The sequence below is a fragment of the Streptomyces sp. NPDC047869 genome, from assembly GCF_040704065.1.
Lineage (GTDB): Bacteria > Actinomycetota > Actinomycetes > Streptomycetales > Streptomycetaceae > Streptomyces.
The window spans coordinates 61,767-82,161 of record NZ_JBEYRK010000004.1; the positions used below are offsets into that span (position 1 = coordinate 61,767).

The following is a 20,395-nucleotide window of genomic DNA, read 5'->3' on the forward strand; positions in this document are numbered from 1 at the left end:
ATCGAACATGTGAACGATTCCCGTCCGCTTACGCGCCTCGACATGCTGCGTTTCGCTCGCCGGGTGGTGGAACAGCAGGCCACCCGGCAGCTCGCCCTGATCGACCGGTGGATCGCCGAAGAGGAGCGTCGTGAGGCCGAGCGTCGGCAGGGTGAGGAGCGGCGTCCCCCGGAGCCGGAGTGGTTGATCCAGTACGGCCTCAACCGGCGGAACCTCGACGCCGTGCACGTGGGCGGCTGCTGGGCGGCGAGGAAGAGCGGGCGGTGCAGACCGGCCACCCGGGAGCAGGCCATCGACGCACTTCGGCAGCAGGTACCGGCGTGCCCGCATTGCCGACCGGACACGGCCCTTGGCGTTCTCGACTAGGAAGGCCGCCTCGTGGATCACAACTCATAGCGGTAATTTCTGGCGTCCGTGGGGCACAGAACCACATACTCGGCAGATGAGTACTCTGAAGATCGCCATAGAGGCGACCGAGCGCAACGGGCGTCTGCGCGACGACGAACCCGACGCTTGTGTCCACGCCTACGACGCCGAGGCTGGTTCCTTCCCGTTCCATGACGGCATCACCGTCGACTACACGGTCAAGCCGGACATCGACTGGTCGCGCCCGCTGCTGCGCGGCCAGCGTTGCGCCGTCTGTAGCGACGGCGTGAGGGGTGTCGAAGTCTGACCGCGGAGCGGCCCTGGTCGACTAGTACGTCAGTCGGCTGGGGCTCTTCTGCTTGTGAGCATCGTCAACAGACGGGGGCCTGATCCCGTGGTGCGGCGGTCTACTTCGCCTGGGTCTTCAACGGGTCCAGTCGCACCACGTGAACGATCGCTGTGATCATGAAGGCCCACACGGCGATGGGGAACAACGCGTTGACATCGGGCTTGACCATCGCGAAGCCCCACACGATTGCGCTGCCCGTGAAGTAAACAGCCGCCACCCACGCTGGGACGATGCTGCGGCGCCAAGCCACCACGAAGGGCACAAAGGCGAGGACGGACATGCTGACAAGCGGCAGCGCCGCCCACGCCCATCGCTGCCACGGCTCACGGAACATGCGCGGTCGCGGCGCGTAGGTCAGATGCGTGTTTGGCGTCGGTTCCCCCTGTGCTGACATGCCGCCCAGGATGCACCTCCAAGCCCTTAAAACGCAGCTGTTCGCGCGAACTTCAATGGACGGGGTCACCGTCGCCTTCTGGTGTCGTGTGTGCGTCGCCAGGCGTTGCGCGCACGACAGCCGACGCGCAGCCTAAGTCGGAGCCCGTGGCAGCGCGGGCACGTCCGCACCTTCCTGAACCACTCGACCTCGCCCGCTCCGCGGCACCGGCGGCACGGCGTGAACGGGCGGACCACGCATAACACTGCGTAACCGCCGAGCAAGAGAAGAGCTGCGGCCATAGCAATCAACAAGGGAGTCTCTCTCCCTTCCGTTCCTGGGTGTTTCCCGTGTCTCGCCGCCCTTGCTGCTAGACGCTAGATGGCAGGTCACGGGTGGATTGTGCTGCTAGCAGGGGTGCTAGACCTAGCAGGGCGGGCTGCTAGGTCTAGCGGATGTGCGAGCGTCAGGCGGCTGCCCTATCGGCGTCACGCCGAGTGATTGCGGCGGTGACATCGGCGCGCTTGATGCCGCGCCGGTTCTTGCCCTCGCCGTCGTCGGTGCTGCCCCACACCTGGCTCGTCTTCACGCCCCAGGGCTTGAGCGCGGCCGTGACGTTCTCACCCGTCCAGCCCTCGTACACGTCCGGTCGCAGCTCGGTGAGTCGGGCGGCGATCCGCTCGTTCCACACCTGCTCCTCGTCGGCGCCGACCACCTTGAGGATGTCGCCGAGGACGTCCATGCCGGCCGACTCCGCCGGGCCCTCGCCGATGGCGTGGCCGGTGATGTTGCCGTAGGCCTCGCGGAGCTGGCGGGCGCGGGCGATGACCTGCTCGGCGCCGGGGCCGTCGACGAACGCGGAGGCGACGATGAGCGGGTCGTCGCCCTCGCCGGACATCCAGCAGATACCGCGGTCGGAGCGGCTGAACATGGTGGCGCGGATGCCGGCCTTGTAGGCGCCGGTGCCCAACACCATGTCGTTCGCGGTGTGCCCCATCACCTTCAGGCAGAACCTGAGCACGGCGTTCGCGCTGATGCCGGGCGGCAGGCTCTTGGCGTCGGGGCGCTGGGTGGCGAACATGCCGACGATGCCGAGGGCCGGGCCGCGCTTGGCGATGTCCGTGCAGATGGACTCCAGCTCGGCGCCGTACTTCTCGTGTTCGAACGGCACCTGGCACTCGTCGAAGCCGACGACGATGGGGTGCAGCCCGAGGCTCTTGTCGCTGGCCAGCGCGGGGGTGACCTTCGATTCGGGGCAGCGGGACTTGGGCAGCTGGCGGATCACCTTGGCGCGGCGGCGCAGTTCGTCCTTCAGCTCCCGCATGGCGTTGACCACGTACAGGAGATCCTCGTCTTCCTCGCCGGACCGGTAGCGGTGGCAGACCGGCTCCAGCGGGCCGAGGTCGCCGGTGCCCTTGAAGTCGAACGCGTACAGCTCGGCGCGCGGGTCCAGGGCGGCGATGAGCAGCAGCAACCTGAGCAGGAACGTCTTGCCCATGCGGGGGATGGAGCCGATGACAACGGAGGCGAACATCAGGGTGACGACGATGTCCCGCATCCGCTGGTCGTTGCCGAACACGACCGGCTTGAACAGGTCCACCTCGCCCTCTCGCAGCAGCGGCCAGGCGGGCTTGGTCGTCTCGTTCATGGGCTTGTCACCGACCCACAGGATCAGCCGGCCTTCGTGCTCGTCAGGGTCGCCGGACGGCCAGACGCATCCGAGCTTGCGGCGCAGGCCAGAGGCGAGGGCCTGCCGCGATTCCATGACGTCCTCGGGGGTGACTCCGTACGGCAGGTCCAGGTCGGCGCGGTAGCCGGGGCCGTCGCGGGTGATCTCGCTGGTGAAGCGCATGCCGTTCATGTCGCCGCTCTTCTTGATGGCGGCGGTGATGCGGGGGTTGCCGATCGACTCCAGGGCGCGCAGGACGATCGTGCCGGTGAGCTTCTGCAGTTCGGTGCGCATCACGGCGGGGCCGATGACCGGGGCGTCGGGCTGCTGGCCGAAGTAACCGATGGTCAGCACCCCGCCAGCCGCGAACGCGTACAGGAATGCGGGGGCCATGACGTACAGCCACAGGGCGAAGCCGAGGCCGAACACGCAAGCCACGATGGTGACTAGGCCGCGCAGGCGGACGCGTCCGGCCCGCAGCCGGGCCAGGCGCATGTACTCCTCGACGTCCTCCTGTCGGACCGCGTAGTCCCGCAGGGGCGCGGCCTCGCGGTCCCAGATCCATCGGTTCGTCGCGGTGATGAGGCGGGCGGCGCCGCGAGGTGCCATGAGAGTGAGCTGCGTGGCGTACCAGGGGGCACGCAGGCCGTGATAGGCGGTGGCGTACCCGGCGTGACCTGCGGCGCGCTCGACGGTGGCCAGCAGGTCACGGCGGGAGCGCAGCCACGGGGCGATGACGGGGCGCCGCTTCTCGGTGGTCACTCCGGGCTCGGGCAGCTTCGGGTTGTCGACGGGAAGGGGCGGTGGGGCCGGCATGCCGGTCTCGGCGGACGTGGGTGCGAGGGTCTCGGCGTTGGCGGGGATGACGGTGTCCGTCATGCAGCTCGTTCCTTGTCTCTCACAGTGGGGCAGGGGCACGGGGCGGCCGGTCTTCTTTGGCCGGGTGACGGCCGCCCCGTGGCGGATCTACTTCTTGCGGGCCTTGGCGCGGGCGTCCTCTCGCTCCTGCGCCTTCTCCCGGATCCGGTCGGCCTGCCGCTCCAGGGCGGCGGTCGGCTTGCCATAGGCGCGGCGGCGTTCGATACGGATGCCGAGGGCGATGATCTGCGCGATCTCGCGGGCGTTGTACGGGTCATGCTTGGAGACCGGCATCGTCAGAGCCCCTTCCGGTAGTCGCGCCACATGGAGCGCAGGACGAGCACGCAGATGGTCAGGGCGGTCACTGCGATGGCGAGCACCACCAGGGCGATGGACAGGCCGATGAGGACGGCGACGATGACCGTGCCGACGACCGCGAGGGCGAGGATGCCGAGGCAGCCGAAGCCGATGTACGTGCCGACGGGGTAGGCCTTCAGCGGCGTCTGCGGTACCGGCGCAGGGGTGACCGGCCACGGGTAGATCGGCTGTCCGTCGGCGGTCAGGCCGATGGGCTGAAGTTGGTCATGCTGCGGACCCTGTGCGGGAAGGTTCATGACCGCGTCCCCTCGACGATCTCGCGGCGCAGTTCGGTGGCGTCACGACGGGAGAGCCCCAGCTCCGCGCGCAGCCGGTCGATGGTCACCGGGCGGCCGGTCTCGGTGACCGCCTTCCGGTTCAGCCTCTGAGCCCTTTTCCGCAGCTCAGCAGGTGTGAGGGTTACCACTTCGGTGACCACCCGCCGGGGGGTGGAAGCGGGCAGGGAAGCGGTCACCTTGCTGGTAGGCCGGGCGGTCGCGTATGCGTCCCACGCGTAGGGCAGGGGATCGGGCACGGCGGCCACCTCGGTCACCACCCGCGCCGGGTGGGCGGGGGGCGCCGGGGTGGTCACCTCAGCCTCGCTCCGGGCGAGGGCGTGAGTACGCCACAGGGCCACCGGTACGAGCAGGGAGACGACCACCACCATCGGAATGTTCACCTTCATGACGCTGGCGTCGAGCAGGTGAGCTGCCACCTGCGCGGCGCCCATGAGCGTGAGGGACAGCGTGATGTCGAACGCCCGGAACCACCGCAGGGCGGCGATCACGTAAGCGTCGATGGCGAGCGGCAGCATGACCGCAATGCCGGGGTGAGCGCCGAGGCTGCGGGCGAGGTCGTACTCGGCGGTCGCGGTGAACGCGATTCCGGCGCCGAGGGAGAGACGCTGGAGCCACACCCGGGTGGAGTCGTATGCGGCGAGTGTCGTCATCGGTCGCCGCCCTCGATGGTGAGGATCAGCATGGCGGTGACGACCTCCAGCCGGCCGATGAGGCGGCACAGGTCCGGTTCGGTGAGGGTGGTGTAGTCGAGAGCGTCCGTCTCGACGAGAAGCTGCCGGGCGATGGCGACGTGACGGCGAGCGGCGTCGTCGAGTTCGCGGCGGGGGGTGGGTACGTTTTCCATTGGTCTGGCTCCCTTGCTAGTGAGGGCGTCGGACCACCAGGCCTCGTACCGGTGGTGAGATCACCGGCGGGGCCGCTTTGCAGCGTTTGCTAGATCAGGGGTGGTGTTTCGGCGACCGCCGTTTCGCCGACCTGCGCGCGATGGTGCGGCCATGAGCGGGGGAGGGGCCGGAGCGGGGCGAGCGCGACCCGCCGAGGAAACTCCCGGGGAGCAGCGCGGGAGCCGCCACCCGGGTGAGCCCGAGGCCCCGGCCGACCTGCGCCTGGTGCCGCCCGCTCTCGCGGCCTGGGGGACTGCTGCCGTGGTGCTCGGCGCCTCGCCCGCCTGGAGTGCCGTCCTCGCGGTCGGCTGCGGTATCGCCGGGGCCGCTCTGCTGTCGGCGCGGCGCCGGACCGGTCCCGGCCGGCTCGACCGGTCCCGCGCTCCGGTCGCCGCCGTGCTCCTGTGCGTGGCCGCGGCCGCCGCCTCCGCCGGGCTGCACGGAGCGGACGTACGGCGGGGCCCGGTGCCGGAGTCTGCGCGGCGGTTCGCCACCGTGACCGCCGAGGTCGAGCTGAGCGGCGACCCCTGGCTCAGCAGACCACGGGTGCGGGGCGACCACGCGGCACCGGTGGCGGTACTGGCCCGGGCGGAGGTGCGGCGCGTCGAGCAGGACGACGGGAGGACCGTGCGGACGCGGAGCCCCGTACTGATGGTCGTGGACCGGGACGTCCCGGCGCCGAGGGCGCCACCCGGCGGAGCCGTGCCCACCGCGCGGACCCCGCACGAGGTGCGCACGGCCTGGCTCGGACTGCTGCCGTCCACCCGGCTGCGGGTGACCGCCCGGCTGGTGCCCGCCCTGACGGGCGGGGACCGCACCGCGGCCGTGCTGCGCGTACGGGGCGATCCGGAGCCGGAGATCGTGGCGGGGCCGAACGGTCCGCAGCGGCTGGCGGGCCGGCTCAGGGCCGGGCTGCGGGAGGCGACCGAGGAACTGCCCGCGGACGCCCGGGCGCTGCTGCCCGGGCTGGTCGTCGGCGACACCTCACGGATCACGCCGGAACTCGACGAGGCGTTCAAGGAGACGGACCTCGCGCACACGCTCGCCGTCTCCGGCAGCAACCTCACGATCCTGCTCGCCCTGCTCCTCGGGCCGCCCGGCCTGGCCCGGCGCGCCGAGCGCCGCGGACTCGCCCCACGCCTGGGACTTCCGTTGCGGGCGACCGCGCTGCTGGCGGCGGCGCTCACGCTCGGCTTCGTGATCGTGTGCCGGCCCGACCCCAGCGTGCTGCGGGCCGCGGCCTGCGGCTCGGTCGCCCTTCTCGCCCTGGCGACGGGACGCCGCAGATCCATGATCCCCGCCCTGGCCACGGCCGTGCTGCTGCTGGTGCTGTACGACCCGTGGCTGGCCCGCAGTTACGGGTTCCTGCTCTCCGTGCTGGCCACTGGTGCGCTGCTGGTGCTGGCGCCCGGCTGGAGCGAGGGGCTGCGCCGGCGCGGGGTGCCGGCCCGGCTCGCCGAGGCCCTGGCCGCGGCCGCCGCCGCACAGGCCCTGTGCGCGCCGGTCGTGGCGGTGCTGTCGGCCCGGGTGAGCCTGGTGGCGGTGCCCTGCAATCTGCTCGCCGAGGTGGCGGTCGCCCCGGCCACGGTGCTCGGGTTCGCGGCCCTGGCCGTCGCACCGGCGGCGATGCCCGCGGCCAAGGCGCTCGCTTGGTGCGCCGGCTGGCCCGCCGGATGGATCGCGAAGACCGCCCGGACCGGTGCGGCGCTGCCCGGCGCGGGAGTGGACTGGCCGGCGAGCTGGTCCGGGGCGCTACTGCTCGCGGCGGTCACCGTGGCCGTGGTGCCGGCCGGGCGGCGGCTGCTGCGGCACCCCTGGTGGTGCGGCGCGCTGGCCGTGCTGCTCCTGCTGGCGGTGGTCCGGCCGGCACCGCTGACCTGGGTGATCACCGGCTGGCCGCCTCCGGGCTGGCGGTACGCGATGTGCGACGTCGGGCAGGGTGACGCCACCGTGCTGGCGGCCGGTGAAGGGACCGGGGTGGTGGTGGACGCCGGGCCCGATCCGGAACTCGTGGACCACTGCCTGCGCGCACTCGGCGTCACACGGGTCCCGCTGCTCGTCCTGACCCATTTCCACGCCGACCACGTCACGGGCCTGCCCGGTGTCCTGCGGGGCCGCTCGGTGGCCGAGATCGAGACCACGGACCACCAGGAACCGGCCGACCAGGCCGAGTTCGTCAGAAGGGAGGCGGCGCGACGGCACATCCCGCTCACCACGGCAGCGGCGGGGGAGGAGCGGCGCAGCGGGGCACTGAGCTGGCGGGTGCTGTGGCCACCCCCGGTGCCCGCCCCGGGCCGGGCACCGGTACTGGAACCCGACGGCCCGAACGATGCCAGTGTCGTTCTGCTCGTGCGGTCCGGCGGGCTGCGGCTGCTGCTGCTCGGAGACCTCGAACCCCCGGCCCAGCAGGCCCTGTTGCGGTCCCCGGCCGTGGCCGGACTCGCGGGGGTGGACGTGCTGAAGGTGGCCCACCACGGCTCGGCGTACCAGGACCCGGACCTGATACGGCTGGCCGCCCCGCGGGTGGCGCTCATCTCCACCGGCGCCGACAATCCCTACGGCCACCCGGCACCGGTGACCGTGGCCGCGCTGCGGGCCGGCGGGGCGACGGTGCTGCGCACCGACCGCGACGGGGCGCTCGCGGTCGGCGGCGACGGCGGAACGGAGGGGGAGGTGCGGGTGACGAGAGACTGAGCGGCGGGTGTTCGCCCAGACTGGGCGTATGGACTCAGCCCAGGCAGACGCCTACCTCCGCCGTATCGGGGCCGCGCGCCCGCACCGTCCCACCGCCGAGGCGCTGCGCGAGCTGCACCTGCGCCATCTGCGGACCGTCCCCTTCGAGAACCTCGCCATCCACCTGGGCGAGGAGATCGTCCTGGAGGAGGAGCGTCTGCTGGACAAGGTGGTCGGACGGCGACGGGGCGGCTTCTGCTACGAACTGAACGGCGCCTTCGGGGCGTTGCTCGCCTCCCTCGGCTACGAGGTCGCGCTGCTGGCGGGACGGGTGTACGGGAACGAGGGGCGCCTCGGCATCCCGTACGACCATCTCGCGCTGCGGGTGCGCACGGCGGACGGCGCCGACTGGCTCGCCGATGTCGGGTTCGGGGCGCACAGCCACTATCCGCTGGCGTTCGCCGAACGCGGTGAGCAGAAGGACCCCGGCGGGACGTTCCGGGTGACGGAGGCCGGTCCGGACCCGGCCGGCGTGACCGGTGCGGCTCCGCGCCTCGCCGGCGTGACCGGTGCGGCTCCGGGCCCGGCCGGTGCGTCCGGTGCCGCGGGTCCGGCGGACGGGGGCGGGGACCTGGACGTGCTGCGGGACGGCGGACCGCAGTACCGGCTGGAGACGCGGCCGCGGGCGCTCGGGGATTTCACGGGCGGGGCCTGGTGGCACAGCACCTCGCCGCGTTCGCACTTCACCCGGTCCCTGGTGTGCTCGCTGGTGACCGAGGACGGCGGGCGGATCACCCTCGGCGGACGCGCGCTGACCACCACGTCACCCGACGGGAGGAAGGAGACACGGGAGCCGGCGACGGACGAGGAGGTGCTGGCGCTGTACCGGGAGGGGTTCGGCATCGAGCTGGCCGCCGTTCCGACGGTGCGGCAGGGAAACCGGGCGGGCTGAACCGGGCCGTGCCCGGTGCCGGAGAATGTGTCCGTGAGCGATGTGAGACATGTGCTGGTGCTGCCCGACCGCGACACCGCCGAGGAGGTGGCCGAGGCGCTCGCGGAGCACTTCGGCATCGACGAGGATCCCCGGCCGGTCCGGGACGCCCTGGCCGGGGAGGACGACGCCGAGGACGCCCAGTGGCTGCTGGCGCTGCGCGACGAGGCCGGCCGGCTCGACCCCGCCGAGCTGGACGCGTTCGCGGGCCGGTGGGACGGCTGGCGCGAGGAGCCGTGACTCCAGGCTCCACTCGGGGCGCGGCTCGGGGTCCGGACCGGGGTCCGGACCGGGGAGAGGCCGGAGAAGAGGCCGGGGGAGAAGCCGGGGTCCGGTCCGGGTGCGCGGGCCGGTCCGCTGTCGGTGCCGCGTGGGATGCTGTAGGCGATGGCCAGAAAGACTGCGAATGACGACCTTCTCGCCCCGGTGACCCTTGCCGTGGGCCAGGAGGACCTGCTGCTCGACCGTGCCGTGCAGGAGGTGGTGGCCGCCGCTCGGGCCGCCGACGCCGACACCGACGTACGGGATCTGACGCCGGACCAGTTGCAGCCGGGGACGCTCGCAGAGCTGACGAGTCCCTCGCTCTTCGCCGAGCGCAAGGTCGTGGTCGTGCGCAACGCGCAGGATCTCTCGGCCGACACGGTCAAGGACGTGAAAGCGTACCTCGGGTCGCCCGCCGAGGAGATCACCCTCGTGCTGCTGCACGCGGGTGGCGCGAAGGGCAAGGGGCTGCTGGACGCCGCGCGCAAGGCGGGCGCGCGGGAGGTGGCCTGCCCGAAGATGACCAAGCCGGCGGACCGGCTGGCCTTCGCGCGGGGGGAGTTCCGCTCGTTCGGCCGGTCGGCGACACCGGAGGCCTGCCAGGCGCTCTGCGACGCCATCGGCAGCGATCTGCGGGAGCTGGCCTCCGCGGTGTCGCAGCTCGTCGCGGACGTCGAGGGGACGATCGACGAGGCGGTCGTCGGCCGGTACTACACCGGGCGGGCCGAGGCCTCCAGCTTCACGGTCGCCGACCGGGCCGTGGAGGGACGGACGGCGGAGGCACTGGAGGCGCTCCGGTGGTCACTGGCGACCGGTGTGGCCCCGGTGCTCATCACCAGCGCGCTCGCCCAGGGAGTGCGCGCGATCGGCAAGCTCTCCTCGGCGCGCGGCGGCCGGCCCGCGGACCTCGCGCGGGAGCTGGGCATGCCGCCCTGGAAGATCGACCGGGTGCGCCAGCAGATGCGGGGCTGGACACCGGACGGCGTGTCCGTGGCCCTGCGCGCGGTCGCCGAGGCGGACGCGGGCGTGAAGGGCGGCGGGGACGACCCCGAGTACGCGCTGGAGAAGGCGGTCGTGACCATCGCCCGGGCCGCGCGATCCCGAGGCCGGGGCTGACAGCGGTCACCTCGCGCCCACCGGCCCACCGGCACGGGCCCACCGGCACCGGCCCAGGGCGAGCCGGGCCTGATCCAGTCGCCCCGTGGCGGCCGGCGAGGAGAATCGTACGTATCAGCCGTACATCGCCGACGCACTGAAAGGTGGCGATCGCCATGGCTGAGCATCCGCACGCGACCCTCGTCCGCGAGGCCTACGACGCCTTCCTCCGCGTCGACCTGGACGCCCTGCGCGGGATGATGACGGCGGACGTCACCCACCACGTGCCCGGCAGCCACGCGCTCGCGGGCGACTTCAAGGGCCAGGACGCGGTGATCGGCTTGTACCGCAGGCTCTTCCAGGAGACCGGCGGCAGCTTCCGCGCCGAGCTGCGCCATGTGTTCGTCGACGGCCGAGGCCATGCCGTGGCCCTGCACCACATCAGCGCCGAGCGTGAGGGCAGACGTCACCGCGTCGACGGATGCCTCGTCCTCCGTGTCGTCGGCGACAGGATCACCGACATCGATGAGTGCGTCGACGACGTCGACAAGGAGAACGCGTTCTGGGGCTGAGGCCCGGCGCATGCCGAAGGCCCCGTTGCCCGCCCTGGGGAAGGGAGAGCGCCGGGGCCTTCGGATCAAGACTGAGGATTCGCACCCGCGTGGCGAACGCAGGCCGCGTACGAATCCGGGGTGCCGGAGGGGAGCGGATGAGAGAGGGCCCGCTCTGGGTCCTTCCGGCGGTCAGATCAGAAAGGAGGTTCAGCCCTGGAGGGACGAGACCTTGGAAGCAAGCGCCGACTTCTTGTTGGCGGCCTGGTTCTTGTGGATGACACCCTTCGAGACGGCCTTGTCGAGCGCACGCGCGGCAGCGCGCTGCAGCTCGGTGGCCTTCTCGGTGTCACCCGCGGCAGCGGCCTCACGGGCCTTGCGGATCGCGGTCTTCAGGGAGGACTTGACGGCCTTGTTGCGCAGCCGGGCCTTCTCGTTGGTCTTGATCCGCTTGATCTGGGACTTGATGTTCGCCACGAAGGAGCCTTTTCAGGTTCAGGTGCGGGGCCGCTCGGGTCCCGTACCGGTGATCCAAAATTATCTGGTCGTGCCTCGCGCTGAGAGGGCATGAGGCACAGCCATCTACAGTACCAGTGGCCCTGCGAGCGGCCCAAAACGGTCCATGGTTCCTCCGCGTGGGACCATGGAGACTACGTATCGATCCGACCCGAGGCATAAGGCGCCTCAAGAGACAGGACCCTGCGTGCCCGCGACCCCTAACCATGTGCCCGAGCCGAGCCGTACCGCCCCGGCGCTGATCCGCAATTTCTGCATCATCGCGCACATCGACCACGGCAAGTCCACGCTCGCCGACCGGATGCTCCAGCTGACCGGTGTGGTCGAGCAGCGGCAGATGCGTGCTCAGTACCTCGACCGGATGGACATCGAGCGCGAGCGCGGCATCACGATCAAGTCCCAGGCGGTGCGTCTGCCCTGGGCCCCGACCGAGGGCCCCGACCAGGGCACGACCCACATCCTCAACATGATCGACACCCCGGGTCACGTCGACTTCACCTACGAGGTGTCGCGGTCGCTGGCCGCCTGCGAGGGGACCGTCCTCCTCGTCGACGCCGCCCAGGGCATCGAGGCGCAGACCCTCGCCAACCTCTACCTGGCGATGGAGAACGACCTCACGATCATCCCCGTACTGAACAAGATCGACCTGCCGGCCGCGCAGCCGGAGAAGTTCGCCGAGGAGCTGGCGAACCTGGTCGGCTGCGACCCGGACGACGTCCTCAAGGTCTCCGCCAAGACCGGCCTGGGCGTCGACGCCCTGCTGGACAAGGTCGTCAAGGAGATCCCGGCGCCGGTCGGCGTCGCCGACGCCCCCGCACGCGCGATGATCTTCGACTCGGTCTACGACTCCTACCGCGGTGTCGTGACGTACGTCCGTGTCATCGACGGCCAGCTCAACAAGCGCGAGCGCATCCGGATGATGTCGACGGGCGCCACGCACGAGCTGCTGGAGATCGGGACCAACTCGCCGGAGATGCTCCCCGCCGACGGCCTCGGCGTGGGCGAGGTGGGCTACCTGATCACCGGCGTGAAGGACGTCCGCCAGTCCAAGGTCGGTGACACCGTCACCAGCCAGGCCAAGGGCGCCACAGAGGCGCTCGGCGGCTACAAGGACCCCAAGCCCATGGTCTTCTCGGGTCTGTATCCGCTGGACGGCTCCGACTACCCCGAGCTGCGCGAGGCCCTGGACAAGCTGCAGCTCAACGACGCCGCGCTGGTCTACGAGCCGGAGACGTCCGCCGCCCTCGGCTTCGGTTTCCGCGTCGGCTTCCTCGGCCTGCTGCACCTGGACGTGATCCGGGAGCGCCTGGAGCGCGAGTTCGGTCTCGACCTGATCGCCACCGCCCCCAACGTGGTCTACCGCGTGCTCATGGAGGACGGCACCGAGCACACGGTCACCAACCCGAGCGAGTTCCCCGAAGGCAAGATCAGCGAAGTCTACGAGCCGGTCGTGCGAGCCACGATCCTCGCGCCCACCGAGTTCATCGGCTCGATCATGGAGCTGTGCCAGACCCGGCGCGGCACCCTGCTCGGCATGGACTACCTCTCGGAGGACCGGGTCGAGATCCGCTACACGCTGCCGCTCGCGGAGATCGTCTTCGACTTCTTCGACCAGCTGAAGTCCAAGACGCGCGGCTACGCCTCGCTGGACTACGAGCCCACCGGCGAGCAGACGTCGAGCCTGGTCAAGGTCGACATCCTGCTGCACGGCGACAAGGTGGACGCCTTCTCGGCGATCACCCACAAGGACGCGGCCTACGCCTACGGCGTGCGGCTCGTCGCCAAGCTGCGCGAGCTCATCCCGCGGCAGGCCTTCGAGGTGCCCATCCAGGCCGCCATCGGCTCCCGGGTCATCGCCCGTGAGACCATCCGCGCCATCCGCAAGGACGTCCTCGCCAAGTGCTACGGCGGTGACATCTCCCGTAAGCGGAAGCTGCTGGAGAAGCAGAAGGAAGGCAAGAAGCGGATGAAGATGGTGGGTTCCGTGGAGGTTCCGCAGGAAGCCTTCATCGCCGTCCTGTCCAGCGATGACAGCGCGGGGTCGGGCAAGGGCAAGAAGTAACCGGAGGTTACAGCCGGTCACATCCGCAAAACGGACACGGAGGGGCTCGTCGTGCGAAAGTGCGGCGGGCCCCTACGCGTGCGTAGCGTCGCTCTGAGTGGAAAGTGACAGGCCGATGCCCCTTACGCAGCGGCCTGTCGCCCCTTACCCTGATGCCTGCTCGATAGTTACTCGCGAGTTAAACAACGAGTCCCAACCCCACCGTGAGTCAACCCAGCCGCACCTGAGCCAGCCGCACCGTCGCGGGCCCCGGAGGATGTCGTGAGCGACACACAGACCCTGATCGAGAACCGTCCGCCGTCAGTGGCGGCCCTCTTCCTGGAGCGCGTGGCGGCCACACCGGACGCCGAGGCCTACCGCCATCCGGTGCCCCCGGCCTCCGGGGAGGGCCCCGACGACTGGAAGTCGCTGAGCTGGGGCGAGGCGGCCGAGCGGGTCTACGCCATCGCCGCCGGCCTCATCGAGCTGGGCCTCCAGCCGGAGCAGCGGGTCGCGCTCGCCGCCTCCACCCGGGTCGAGTGGATCCTCGCCGACCTCGGCATCATGTGCGCGGGCGGTGCCACCACCACGATCTACCCGCAGACCAACGCCGACGAGTCGGCGTTCATCCTCTCCGACTCCGACAGCCGGATCCTGATCGCCGAGGACGCGGCCCAGCTCGCCAAGGCCGTGGAGAAGCGTGCCGAGCTGCCCGCGCTGACCAAGGTCGTCGTCATCGACCCGGCCGGTGTCGAGACCGGCGACTGGGTGACCACGCTCACCGAGCTGGAGCAGCGCGGCGCCGCCTATCTCGAGATGCACCCCGAGCTGATCAAGGAGCGGGTCGGCGCGATCACCCGCGACCAGCTCGCCACCCTGATCTACACCTCCGGCACCACCGGCCGCCCCAAGGGTGTGCGCCTGCCGCACGACAACTGGGCGTACATGGCCAAGGCGATCGCCGCGACCGGCCTGGTCAGCGGCGACGACGTGCAGTACCTGTGGCTGCCGCTGGCGCACGTCTTCGGCAAGGTGCTCACCTCCGGGCAGATCGAGGTCGGCCACGTCACCGCCGTGGACGGCCGCGTCGACAAGATCATCGAGAACCTGCCGGTGGTGCGGCCGACGTACATGGCGGCCGTGCCGCGCATCTTCGAGAAGGTCTACAACGGCGTCGCGGCCAAGGCCCGCGAGGGCGGCGCGGCGAAGTACAGGATCTTCCAGTGGGCCGCCGAGGTCGCCCGCGAGTACGCCAAGGTCTCGCAGGACAACTTCCGCCGCACCGGTGCCCACGCGGTGCCGTTCGGCCTGGCCTCCAAGCACAAGGTCGCCGACACCCTCGTCTACGGCAAGCTCCGTGAGGCCTTCGGCGGCCGGCTGCGCGCCTGTGTCTCCGGCGCCTCAGCGCTCGCCCCCGAGATCGGCTTCTTCTTCGCCGGCGCCGGCATCCACATCCTGGAGGGCTACGGCCTCACCGAGTCCTCGGCCGCCTCCTTCGTCAACCCCGGCGAGGCCTACCGCACCGGCACCGTCGGCAAGCCGCTGCCCGGCACCGAGGTCCGCATCGCCGACGACGGCGAGATCCTGCTGCGCGGCCCCGGCATCATGGACGGCTACCACCAGCAGCCCGAGAAGACCGCCGAGGTGCTGGAGTCCGACGGCTGGTTCCACACCGGCGACATCGGCGAGCTGTCCCCCGACGGCTACCTGCGCATCACCGACCGCAAGAAGGACCTCATCAAGACCTCCGGCGGCAAGTACGTCGCCCCGGCCGAGGTCGAGGGCCAGTTCAAGGCGGTGTGCCCGTACGTCTCCAACATCCTGGTGCACGGCGCCGACCGGAACTACTGCACCGCCCTCATCGCCCTCGACGAGATCGCGATCCTGCAGTGGGCCAAGGACAACGGCCTCGGCGGCAAGTCGTACGCCGAGGTGGTGGCCGCGCCGCAGACCGTCGAGATGGTCGACGGCTACGTCAAGGAGCTCAACGAGGGGCTGCAGCGCTGGCAGACCATCAAGAAGTACCGTCTGCTGCCCCGTGACCTCGACGTGGAGCACGGCGAGATCACGCCGAGCCTGAAGCTGAAGCGGCCCGTCGTGGAGCGGGAGTACAAGCACCTCATCGATGAGATGTACTCGGGGACCCGGGAATCCTGACGCCATCGTGTGAGGACGGCGGGGGCCGCACCCCGGTGCGGTCCCCGTCCTCTTCCGACTCGCTTCGCATCCCGCCCGGAACCGACCGTCTTCCTCCGCCTCAGTAGCACAGTTCTCACGCGTTGCCGCCCGCTTCGTGACTCACCGCTTAGGCTCGCGTTCTGTCTGTCACCCTGGCCGCATGGACATGGCGGCCATACCGACGCAGCGGGAGTACGACACCCACGCCCCGGCGGTGCGCGGGCACGCCGGCCTGCCCGGCAGCCCCCTCGCCCCGGGCTCCGCCCGCGCCCTGGTGCGCGCCGCGCTCGCCGACGTCCCCGCGCTGCCCCGGCGGTTCGTGGACGACGCCCTGGCCGTCGTCAGCGAACTCGTCACCAACGCCGTCGTCCACGCGGGCACCGACGTCGACGTCGACTGGCGCCTGGAGACGACCGGCGCCTTCGTCGTCGAGGTCGGCGACCGCCATCCCGCCCGCCCCCCGCGCGACCCCGGCACCGGCGACACGTCGAGCGAGACGTCCGAGTACGGGCGCGGACTGCGCCTGGTCGCCGACCTCGCGGAATCCTGGGGCGTCACCTACCGCCGGGGCGAGAAGACCGTGTGGGCGCGGCTGCGGCCCGGTGGCGAACCCCTGGAAGGACCGGCTGCCGACCACACCCTGGACATCGCCGAGGTCCTCGCCCCGCGGCCGCGGGGCGAGGAACGCGACCGGGACTGGCTCGGCCGGGGCGCGCTGTCCTTCCTCGCCGAGGCCTCCGACCTGCTCGCCGGACAGCTCGACGAGAACCTGGTCGCCGCCCTCACCGGCCGGCTGATCGTGCCCCGGCTCGCCGACTGGTGCGCGGTGTGGCTGGAGGACGAGGCGACCGTACGCGGCGGCGACGGCGCCGCACCCGCCGGCGTCTGGGTGGCCGACGAGGACCGCGCCGAGGAACTGCACCGCGCCCTGGAGAAGGCCCCGCCCCGGCCGACGGAGGGCCTGAGGCCCGACCCGGAGCCCTACCCGTGGCCCGGTGAGGCACTCGGCACCCACGGCACGGCCCTCGCCTTCCGCCTCATCGCGGGCGGCCGCCCGCTCGGCACCCTGGTCCTCGGGCGGTGCGGGCAGCCCCGGTTCCCCGACGAGGTAACCGGCCTGGTGGAGGACCTGAGCCGCCGGGTGGCCCTCGCCATCGGTGCGGCCCGCCAGTACGCCCGGCAGGCCACCATCAGCGCCGTCCTGCAGCGCGGGCTGCTGCCCGGAGCGGTCGCCGAGATCCCCGGGATGAGCAGCGCCCTCGTCTACGAGCCCTGCGACAAGGGCGGCCCGAGCGGCGACTTCTACGACCTGTTCCCGGCGGGCGACGGCCGCTGGTGCTTCGCCGTGGGCGACGTCCAGGGCAAGGGCCCGGAGGCGGCCGTCGTGATCGGGCTCGCCCGGCCGTGGCTGCGCCTGCTCGCCCGCGAGGGCTACCGGGTCGCCGACGTCCTCGACCGGCTCAACCAGCTCCTCCTCGACGACGCCACCGAGGCCGCCGACGCCGCCGCCCGCGCCCTGGTCGCGGCCGGCGGCCGGCCCGTGGCCGCCGGGGACGGACCGCAGACCCGCTTCCTGTCCCTGCTCTACGGCGAGCTGACGCCCCACGCGGACGGCGGCGTCCGCTGCACCCTCGCCTCCGCCGGGCACCCCCTGCCGCTGCTGCTGCGCCCCGACGGCGAGGTGCGCACCGCCGCCCGCCCGCAGACCCTGCTCGGCGTCGTCGAGGACGAGACCTACACCAGTGAGACCGTCGAGCTGCGGCCCGGCGACAGCCTGCTGTGCGTCACCGACGGCGTCACCGAGCGGCGCTCCGGCTCCCGCCAGTTCGACGACGGCGACGGGCTCGCGCGGGCCCTGTCCGGCTGCGCGGGCCTGACCGCCGAGGAGATCGCCGAGCGGATCCGCCGCCTCGTGCACGACTTCGGCGGCGGTCTGCCCGAGGACGACCTGGCCCTGCTGGTGCTCCAGGCGGGGTGACTCCCGCCGTACGGGACAATGGGGGACATGCCTTCCGCACTCCCCGACGGTGAGCCCGTCCCCGACGACGGCACCCTGCCCGCCTCCGCGCTCGCCGGGGCCGCCGGCCGCCCCCTCGGGTTCTACCTGCACGTCCCGTACTGCGCGACCCGCTGCGGTTACTGCGACTTCAACACGTACACCGCCACCGAGCTGCGCGGCACCGGCGGCGTGCTCGCCTCCCGGGACAACTACGCGGACACCCTGACGGACGAGATCCGGCTGGCGCGGAAGGTCCTCGGCGACGACCCCCGCCAGGTCCGCACGGTCTTCGTGGGCGGCGGCACGCCCACCCTGCTGGCCGCCGGCGACCTGGTACGGATGCTGGCGGCGATACGCGACGAGTTCGGACTGGCGCCGGACGCGGAGATCACGACCGAGGCGAACCCGGAGTCGGTCGACCCGGCGTACCTCACCACCCTCCGTGAGGGCGGCTTCAACCGGATCTCCTTCGGCATGCAGAGCGCGCGGCAGCACGTGCTGCGGATCCTGGACCGCACGCACACCCCCGGCCGCCCCGAGGCCTGTGTGGCGGAGGCACGGGCGGCGGGCTTCGAGCACGTCAACCTGGACCTGATCTACGGCACACCGGGGGAGAGCGACGACGACTGGCGGGCCTCGCTGGACGCGGCGATCGGCGCGGGCCCCGACCACGTCAGCGCGTACGCCCTGATCGTCGAGGAGGGCACCCAGCTCGCCCGCCGCATCCGCCGCGGCGAGGTTCCGATGACGGACGACGACGTCCACGCGGACCGCTACCTGATCGCCGAGGATTCCCTGTCCGCCGCGGGCTTCGACTGGTACGAGGTCTCCAACTGGGCCACCTCCGAGTCCGGGCGCTGCCTGCACAACGAGCTGTACTGGCGGGGCGCGGACTGGTGGGGCGCGGGACCCGGCGCCCACTCGCACGTGGGCGGGGTGCGCTGGTGGAACGTCAAGCACCCGGGCGCCTACGCGGCGGCGCTGGCCGCGGGCCGGTCCCCGGGCGCGGGCCGCGAACTGCTCTCGGACGAGGACCGGCGGGTGGAGCGGATCCTGCTGGAGCTGCGGCTGCGGGAGGGGGTGCCGCTGCCGCTGCTGAAGGAGGAGGGGCTGGCGGCCTCACGCCGGGCGCTGGCGGACGGACTGCTCCAGGAGGGCCCGTACGGCGAGGGCCGCGCCGTCCTGACCCTGCGCGGGCGGCTGCTGGCGGACGCGGTGGTGCGGGACCTGGTGGACTGATCACTCGGCGTCCGGCACCGGCGGGTGCGCCGGCCGCACCGCTACGCCGTCACGAAATCGATCAGTTCCTCCACCCGTCCCAGCAGTTCCGGCTCCAGGTCCTTGTAGGACCGGACCCCGGACAGGATCCGCTGCCAGGCCGCCCCCGTGTTCTCCGGCCAGCCCAGCGCCCGGCACACGCCCGTCTTCCAGTCCTGGCCGTGCGGGACGCGGGGCCAGGACTGGATGTCCAGTGAGGCCGGCTTCACCGCCTCCCAGATGTCGATGTACGGGTGGCCGACGACCAGCGCGTGCTCGCTCGTCACCGACCCGGCGATGCGCCACTCCTTCGTGCCCGGCACCAGGTGGTCCACCAGGACGCCGAGGCGCGCGTCCGGGCCCGGCGCGAACTCCGCGACGATCGACGGCAGGTCGTCCACGCCCTCCAGGTACTCCACGACCACGCCCTCGATGCGCAGGTCGTCGCCCCACACCTTCTCGACCAGCTCGGCGTCGTGCCGGCCCTCGACGTAGATGCGGCCGGCGCGGGCCACGCGCGCGCGTGCGCCGGGAACGGCCACCGAACCGGACGCCGTGCGGGTGGGCCGTGCCGGAGCCGACGACGGCCGCACCAGGGTCACCACCCTGCCCTCCAGCAGGAAACCGCGCGGCTCCAGCGGGAACACCCGGTGCTTGCCGAAGCGGTCCTCCAGCGTGACCGTGCCCGCCTCGCAGCGGATCACCGCCCCGCAGAACCCGGTACCGGGCTCCTCCACCACCAGCCCCGGCTCCGCCGCGACCTCCGGCACGGGCTGGGACTTCTTCCACGGCGGGGTCAGATCGGAGGCGTACTGGCGCATTCGGACGACGATAGGAGAACCGGCGGGTCTGTGCTCATGACACGCCGAAACGCGCCGCCAGCTCTTCGCGTTGGCGCCGTACGAAGGCCGCGTCCACCACCGCTCCGTGACCGGGCACGTACAGCGCGTCCTCGCCGCCCAGGGAGAGCAGGCGGTCGAGCGCGTCCGGCCAGCGGGACGGGACCGCGTCCGGGCCCGCCTGCGGTTCGCCCGACTCCTCCACCAGGTCGCCGCAGAAGACGACCTCCGGGTCGCCCGGCACCAGCACCGCCAGGTCGTGGGCCGTGTGGCCGGGACCCACGTTGGCCAGCAGCACCTGACGCCCGCCGCCGAGGTCCAGCGTCCACTCCCCGGAGACCAGGTGCCGGGGCGGCACCAGCGCGTCCACCGCCTCGTCGGCGTCCGGGACCGGCAGGCCGTTCCTGACCGCGTCCAGGCGCAGCTCCCCGCGCTCGTGCGCCAGCACCGCGTCCATGCCGACCGCCGCGTACACCTCGGCCCCGGCGAGGGCGGACGCCCCGAAGACGTGGTCGAAGTGGGGATGGGTGAGCGCGAGATGGGTCACACGGTGCCCCGCGAGCCGCTGCGCCCGCTCCCGCAGCCGCGCGCCCTCGGCGAGGCTCGACCCGGCGTCCACCATCAGCGCCGTACCCGCCCCGAGCACCAGGCCCGCGGTGCAGTCCCAGCCGGGCAGCCGGCACCGCCCGACCCCGTCGGCCAACCGCTCCCACCCCAGCTCTTCCCAAGTCACGGTCATAACGCGACGCTAACGGTAGGACGAGATGTGGCGGGACCGACCTTGCCCAGTGAGTACCCCACGGCCGTACACTGGCCGGGGAACGCTGGCACTCGGACAC

General features: G+C 71.9%; 20 protein-coding genes. 11 read left to right on the forward strand and 9 right to left on the reverse strand.

The annotated features are described in order from the left end of the window. Positions 1-42 precede the first annotated feature (42 nt). Complete coding sequence (locus tag AB0924_RS07140; protein WP_366910872.1) at positions 43-366, forward strand: DUF6233 domain-containing protein; 324 nt, start codon at positions 43-45, stop codon at positions 364-366. A 76-nt stretch (positions 367-442) separates the two neighbouring features. Continuing rightward, on the forward strand, positions 443-673 hold the full coding sequence (locus AB0924_RS07145; protein WP_366910873.1) for a hypothetical protein: 231 nt from the start codon (positions 443-445) through the stop codon (positions 671-673). Positions 674-773: 100 nt separating this feature from the next. On the opposite strand, the gene AB0924_RS07150 is transcribed toward AB0924_RS07145, so the two are convergent. The 6 genes from AB0924_RS07150 to AB0924_RS07175 all read right to left on the reverse strand — a co-directional run bounded on the left by AB0924_RS07150 (position 774) and on the right by AB0924_RS07175 (position 5,115). Continuing rightward, the gene (locus AB0924_RS07150) at positions 774-1,109 is read right to left on the reverse strand and encodes a hypothetical protein (RefSeq protein WP_366910874.1); all 336 of its coding nucleotides are present in this window, start codon (positions 1,107-1,109) and stop codon (positions 774-776) included. A gap of 445 nt (positions 1,110-1,554) precedes the next feature. Beyond that, on the reverse strand, positions 1,555-3,636 hold the full coding sequence (locus tag AB0924_RS07155) for a cell division protein FtsK (RefSeq protein ID WP_366910875.1): 2,082 nt from the start codon (positions 3,634-3,636) through the stop codon (positions 1,555-1,557). A gap of 87 nt (positions 3,637-3,723) precedes the next feature. Next, positions 3,724-3,909 carry a hypothetical protein gene (locus AB0924_RS07160; protein WP_366910876.1) on the reverse strand — a complete coding sequence of 62 codons (186 nt, stop codon included), beginning with the start codon at positions 3,907-3,909 and terminating at the stop codon, positions 3,724-3,726. 2 nt (positions 3,910-3,911) lie between these two features. Further along, positions 3,912-4,229, reverse strand: a complete 318-nt coding sequence (locus tag AB0924_RS07165; protein WP_366910877.1) for a hypothetical protein — start codon at positions 4,227-4,229, stop codon at positions 3,912-3,914. After that, entirely contained in the window at positions 4,226-4,921 is a 696-nt protein-coding gene (locus tag AB0924_RS07170; RefSeq protein WP_366910878.1) for a hypothetical protein, read from the reverse strand. Before AB0924_RS07170 ends, AB0924_RS07165 begins: the two co-directional genes overlap by 4 nt. Then, a complete protein-coding gene (locus AB0924_RS07175) occupies positions 4,918-5,115 on the reverse strand; it encodes a hypothetical protein (RefSeq protein WP_366910879.1) in 198 nt (65 codons plus the stop codon). Before AB0924_RS07175 ends, AB0924_RS07170 begins: the two co-directional genes overlap by 4 nt. A 151-nt stretch (positions 5,116-5,266) precedes the next feature. Here AB0924_RS07175 and AB0924_RS07180 point away from each other — a divergent pair, with 151 nt between their 5' ends. The 5 genes from AB0924_RS07180 to AB0924_RS07200 all read left to right on the forward strand — a co-directional run bounded on the left by AB0924_RS07180 (position 5,267) and on the right by AB0924_RS07200 (position 10,747). Further along, entirely contained in the window at positions 5,267-7,849 is a 2,583-nt protein-coding gene (locus tag AB0924_RS07180) for a ComEC/Rec2 family competence protein (protein ID WP_366910880.1), read from the forward strand. Positions 7,850-7,877: 28 nt separating this feature from the next. After that, positions 7,878-8,780, forward strand: a complete 903-nt coding sequence (locus AB0924_RS07185) for an arylamine N-acetyltransferase (protein WP_358927343.1) — start codon at positions 7,878-7,880, stop codon at positions 8,778-8,780. Positions 8,781-8,813: 33 nt separating this feature from the next. Beyond that, on the forward strand, positions 8,814-9,059 hold the full coding sequence (locus AB0924_RS07190) for a hypothetical protein (RefSeq protein WP_351659459.1): 246 nt from the start codon (positions 8,814-8,816) through the stop codon (positions 9,057-9,059). A 147-nt stretch (positions 9,060-9,206) separates the two neighbouring features. Beyond that, positions 9,207-10,196 (forward strand): DNA polymerase III subunit delta, encoded by a 990-nt coding sequence (gene holA, locus AB0924_RS07195; RefSeq protein WP_358927342.1) that lies wholly within the window; start codon positions 9,207-9,209, stop codon positions 10,194-10,196. Between the two features lie 155 nt (positions 10,197-10,351). Then, positions 10,352-10,747 carry a nuclear transport factor 2 family protein gene (locus AB0924_RS07200; protein WP_358927341.1) on the forward strand — a complete coding sequence of 132 codons (396 nt, stop codon included), beginning with the start codon at positions 10,352-10,354 and terminating at the stop codon, positions 10,745-10,747. A 189-nt stretch (positions 10,748-10,936) separates the two neighbouring features. Here the strand turns inward: AB0924_RS07200 and rpsT are convergent, their stop codons facing one another. Then, on the reverse strand, positions 10,937-11,203 hold the full coding sequence (gene rpsT / locus AB0924_RS07205; protein WP_358927340.1) for a 30S ribosomal protein S20: 267 nt from the start codon (positions 11,201-11,203) through the stop codon (positions 10,937-10,939). A gap of 226 nt (positions 11,204-11,429) precedes the next feature. On the opposite strand from rpsT, the gene lepA reads away from it, so the two are divergent. From lepA to hemW, 4 genes are all read left to right on the forward strand, one after another. Beyond that, positions 11,430-13,304 carry a translation elongation factor 4 gene (lepA, locus tag AB0924_RS07210; RefSeq protein ID WP_358927339.1) on the forward strand — a complete coding sequence of 625 codons (1,875 nt, stop codon included), beginning with the start codon at positions 11,430-11,432 and terminating at the stop codon, positions 13,302-13,304. A 261-nt stretch (positions 13,305-13,565) separates the two neighbouring features. Next, positions 13,566-15,440, forward strand: coding sequence for an AMP-dependent synthetase/ligase (locus tag AB0924_RS07215; RefSeq protein WP_358927338.1), 1,875 nt, complete (start codon positions 13,566-13,568; stop codon positions 15,438-15,440). Between the two features lie 187 nt (positions 15,441-15,627). Continuing rightward, positions 15,628-17,439, forward strand: a complete 1,812-nt coding sequence (locus AB0924_RS07220) for a SpoIIE family protein phosphatase (RefSeq protein ID WP_358927383.1) — start codon at positions 15,628-15,630, stop codon at positions 17,437-17,439. A gap of 27 nt (positions 17,440-17,466) precedes the next feature. Next, entirely contained in the window at positions 17,467-18,699 is a 1,233-nt protein-coding gene (hemW, locus tag AB0924_RS07225; protein ID WP_366910881.1) for a radical SAM family heme chaperone HemW, read from the forward strand. Between the two features lie 41 nt (positions 18,700-18,740). Here hemW and AB0924_RS07230 read toward each other — a convergent pair whose 3' ends face one another. Both AB0924_RS07230 and AB0924_RS07235 read right to left on the reverse strand, forming a co-directional pair. Continuing rightward, on the reverse strand, positions 18,741-19,538 hold the full coding sequence (locus AB0924_RS07230; RefSeq protein ID WP_366910882.1) for a DUF3097 domain-containing protein: 798 nt from the start codon (positions 19,536-19,538) through the stop codon (positions 18,741-18,743). 34 nt (positions 19,539-19,572) lie between these two features. Further along, a complete protein-coding gene (locus AB0924_RS07235; RefSeq protein WP_358927335.1) occupies positions 19,573-20,295 on the reverse strand; it encodes an MBL fold metallo-hydrolase in 723 nt (240 codons plus the stop codon). Positions 20,296-20,395 lie beyond the last annotated feature (100 nt).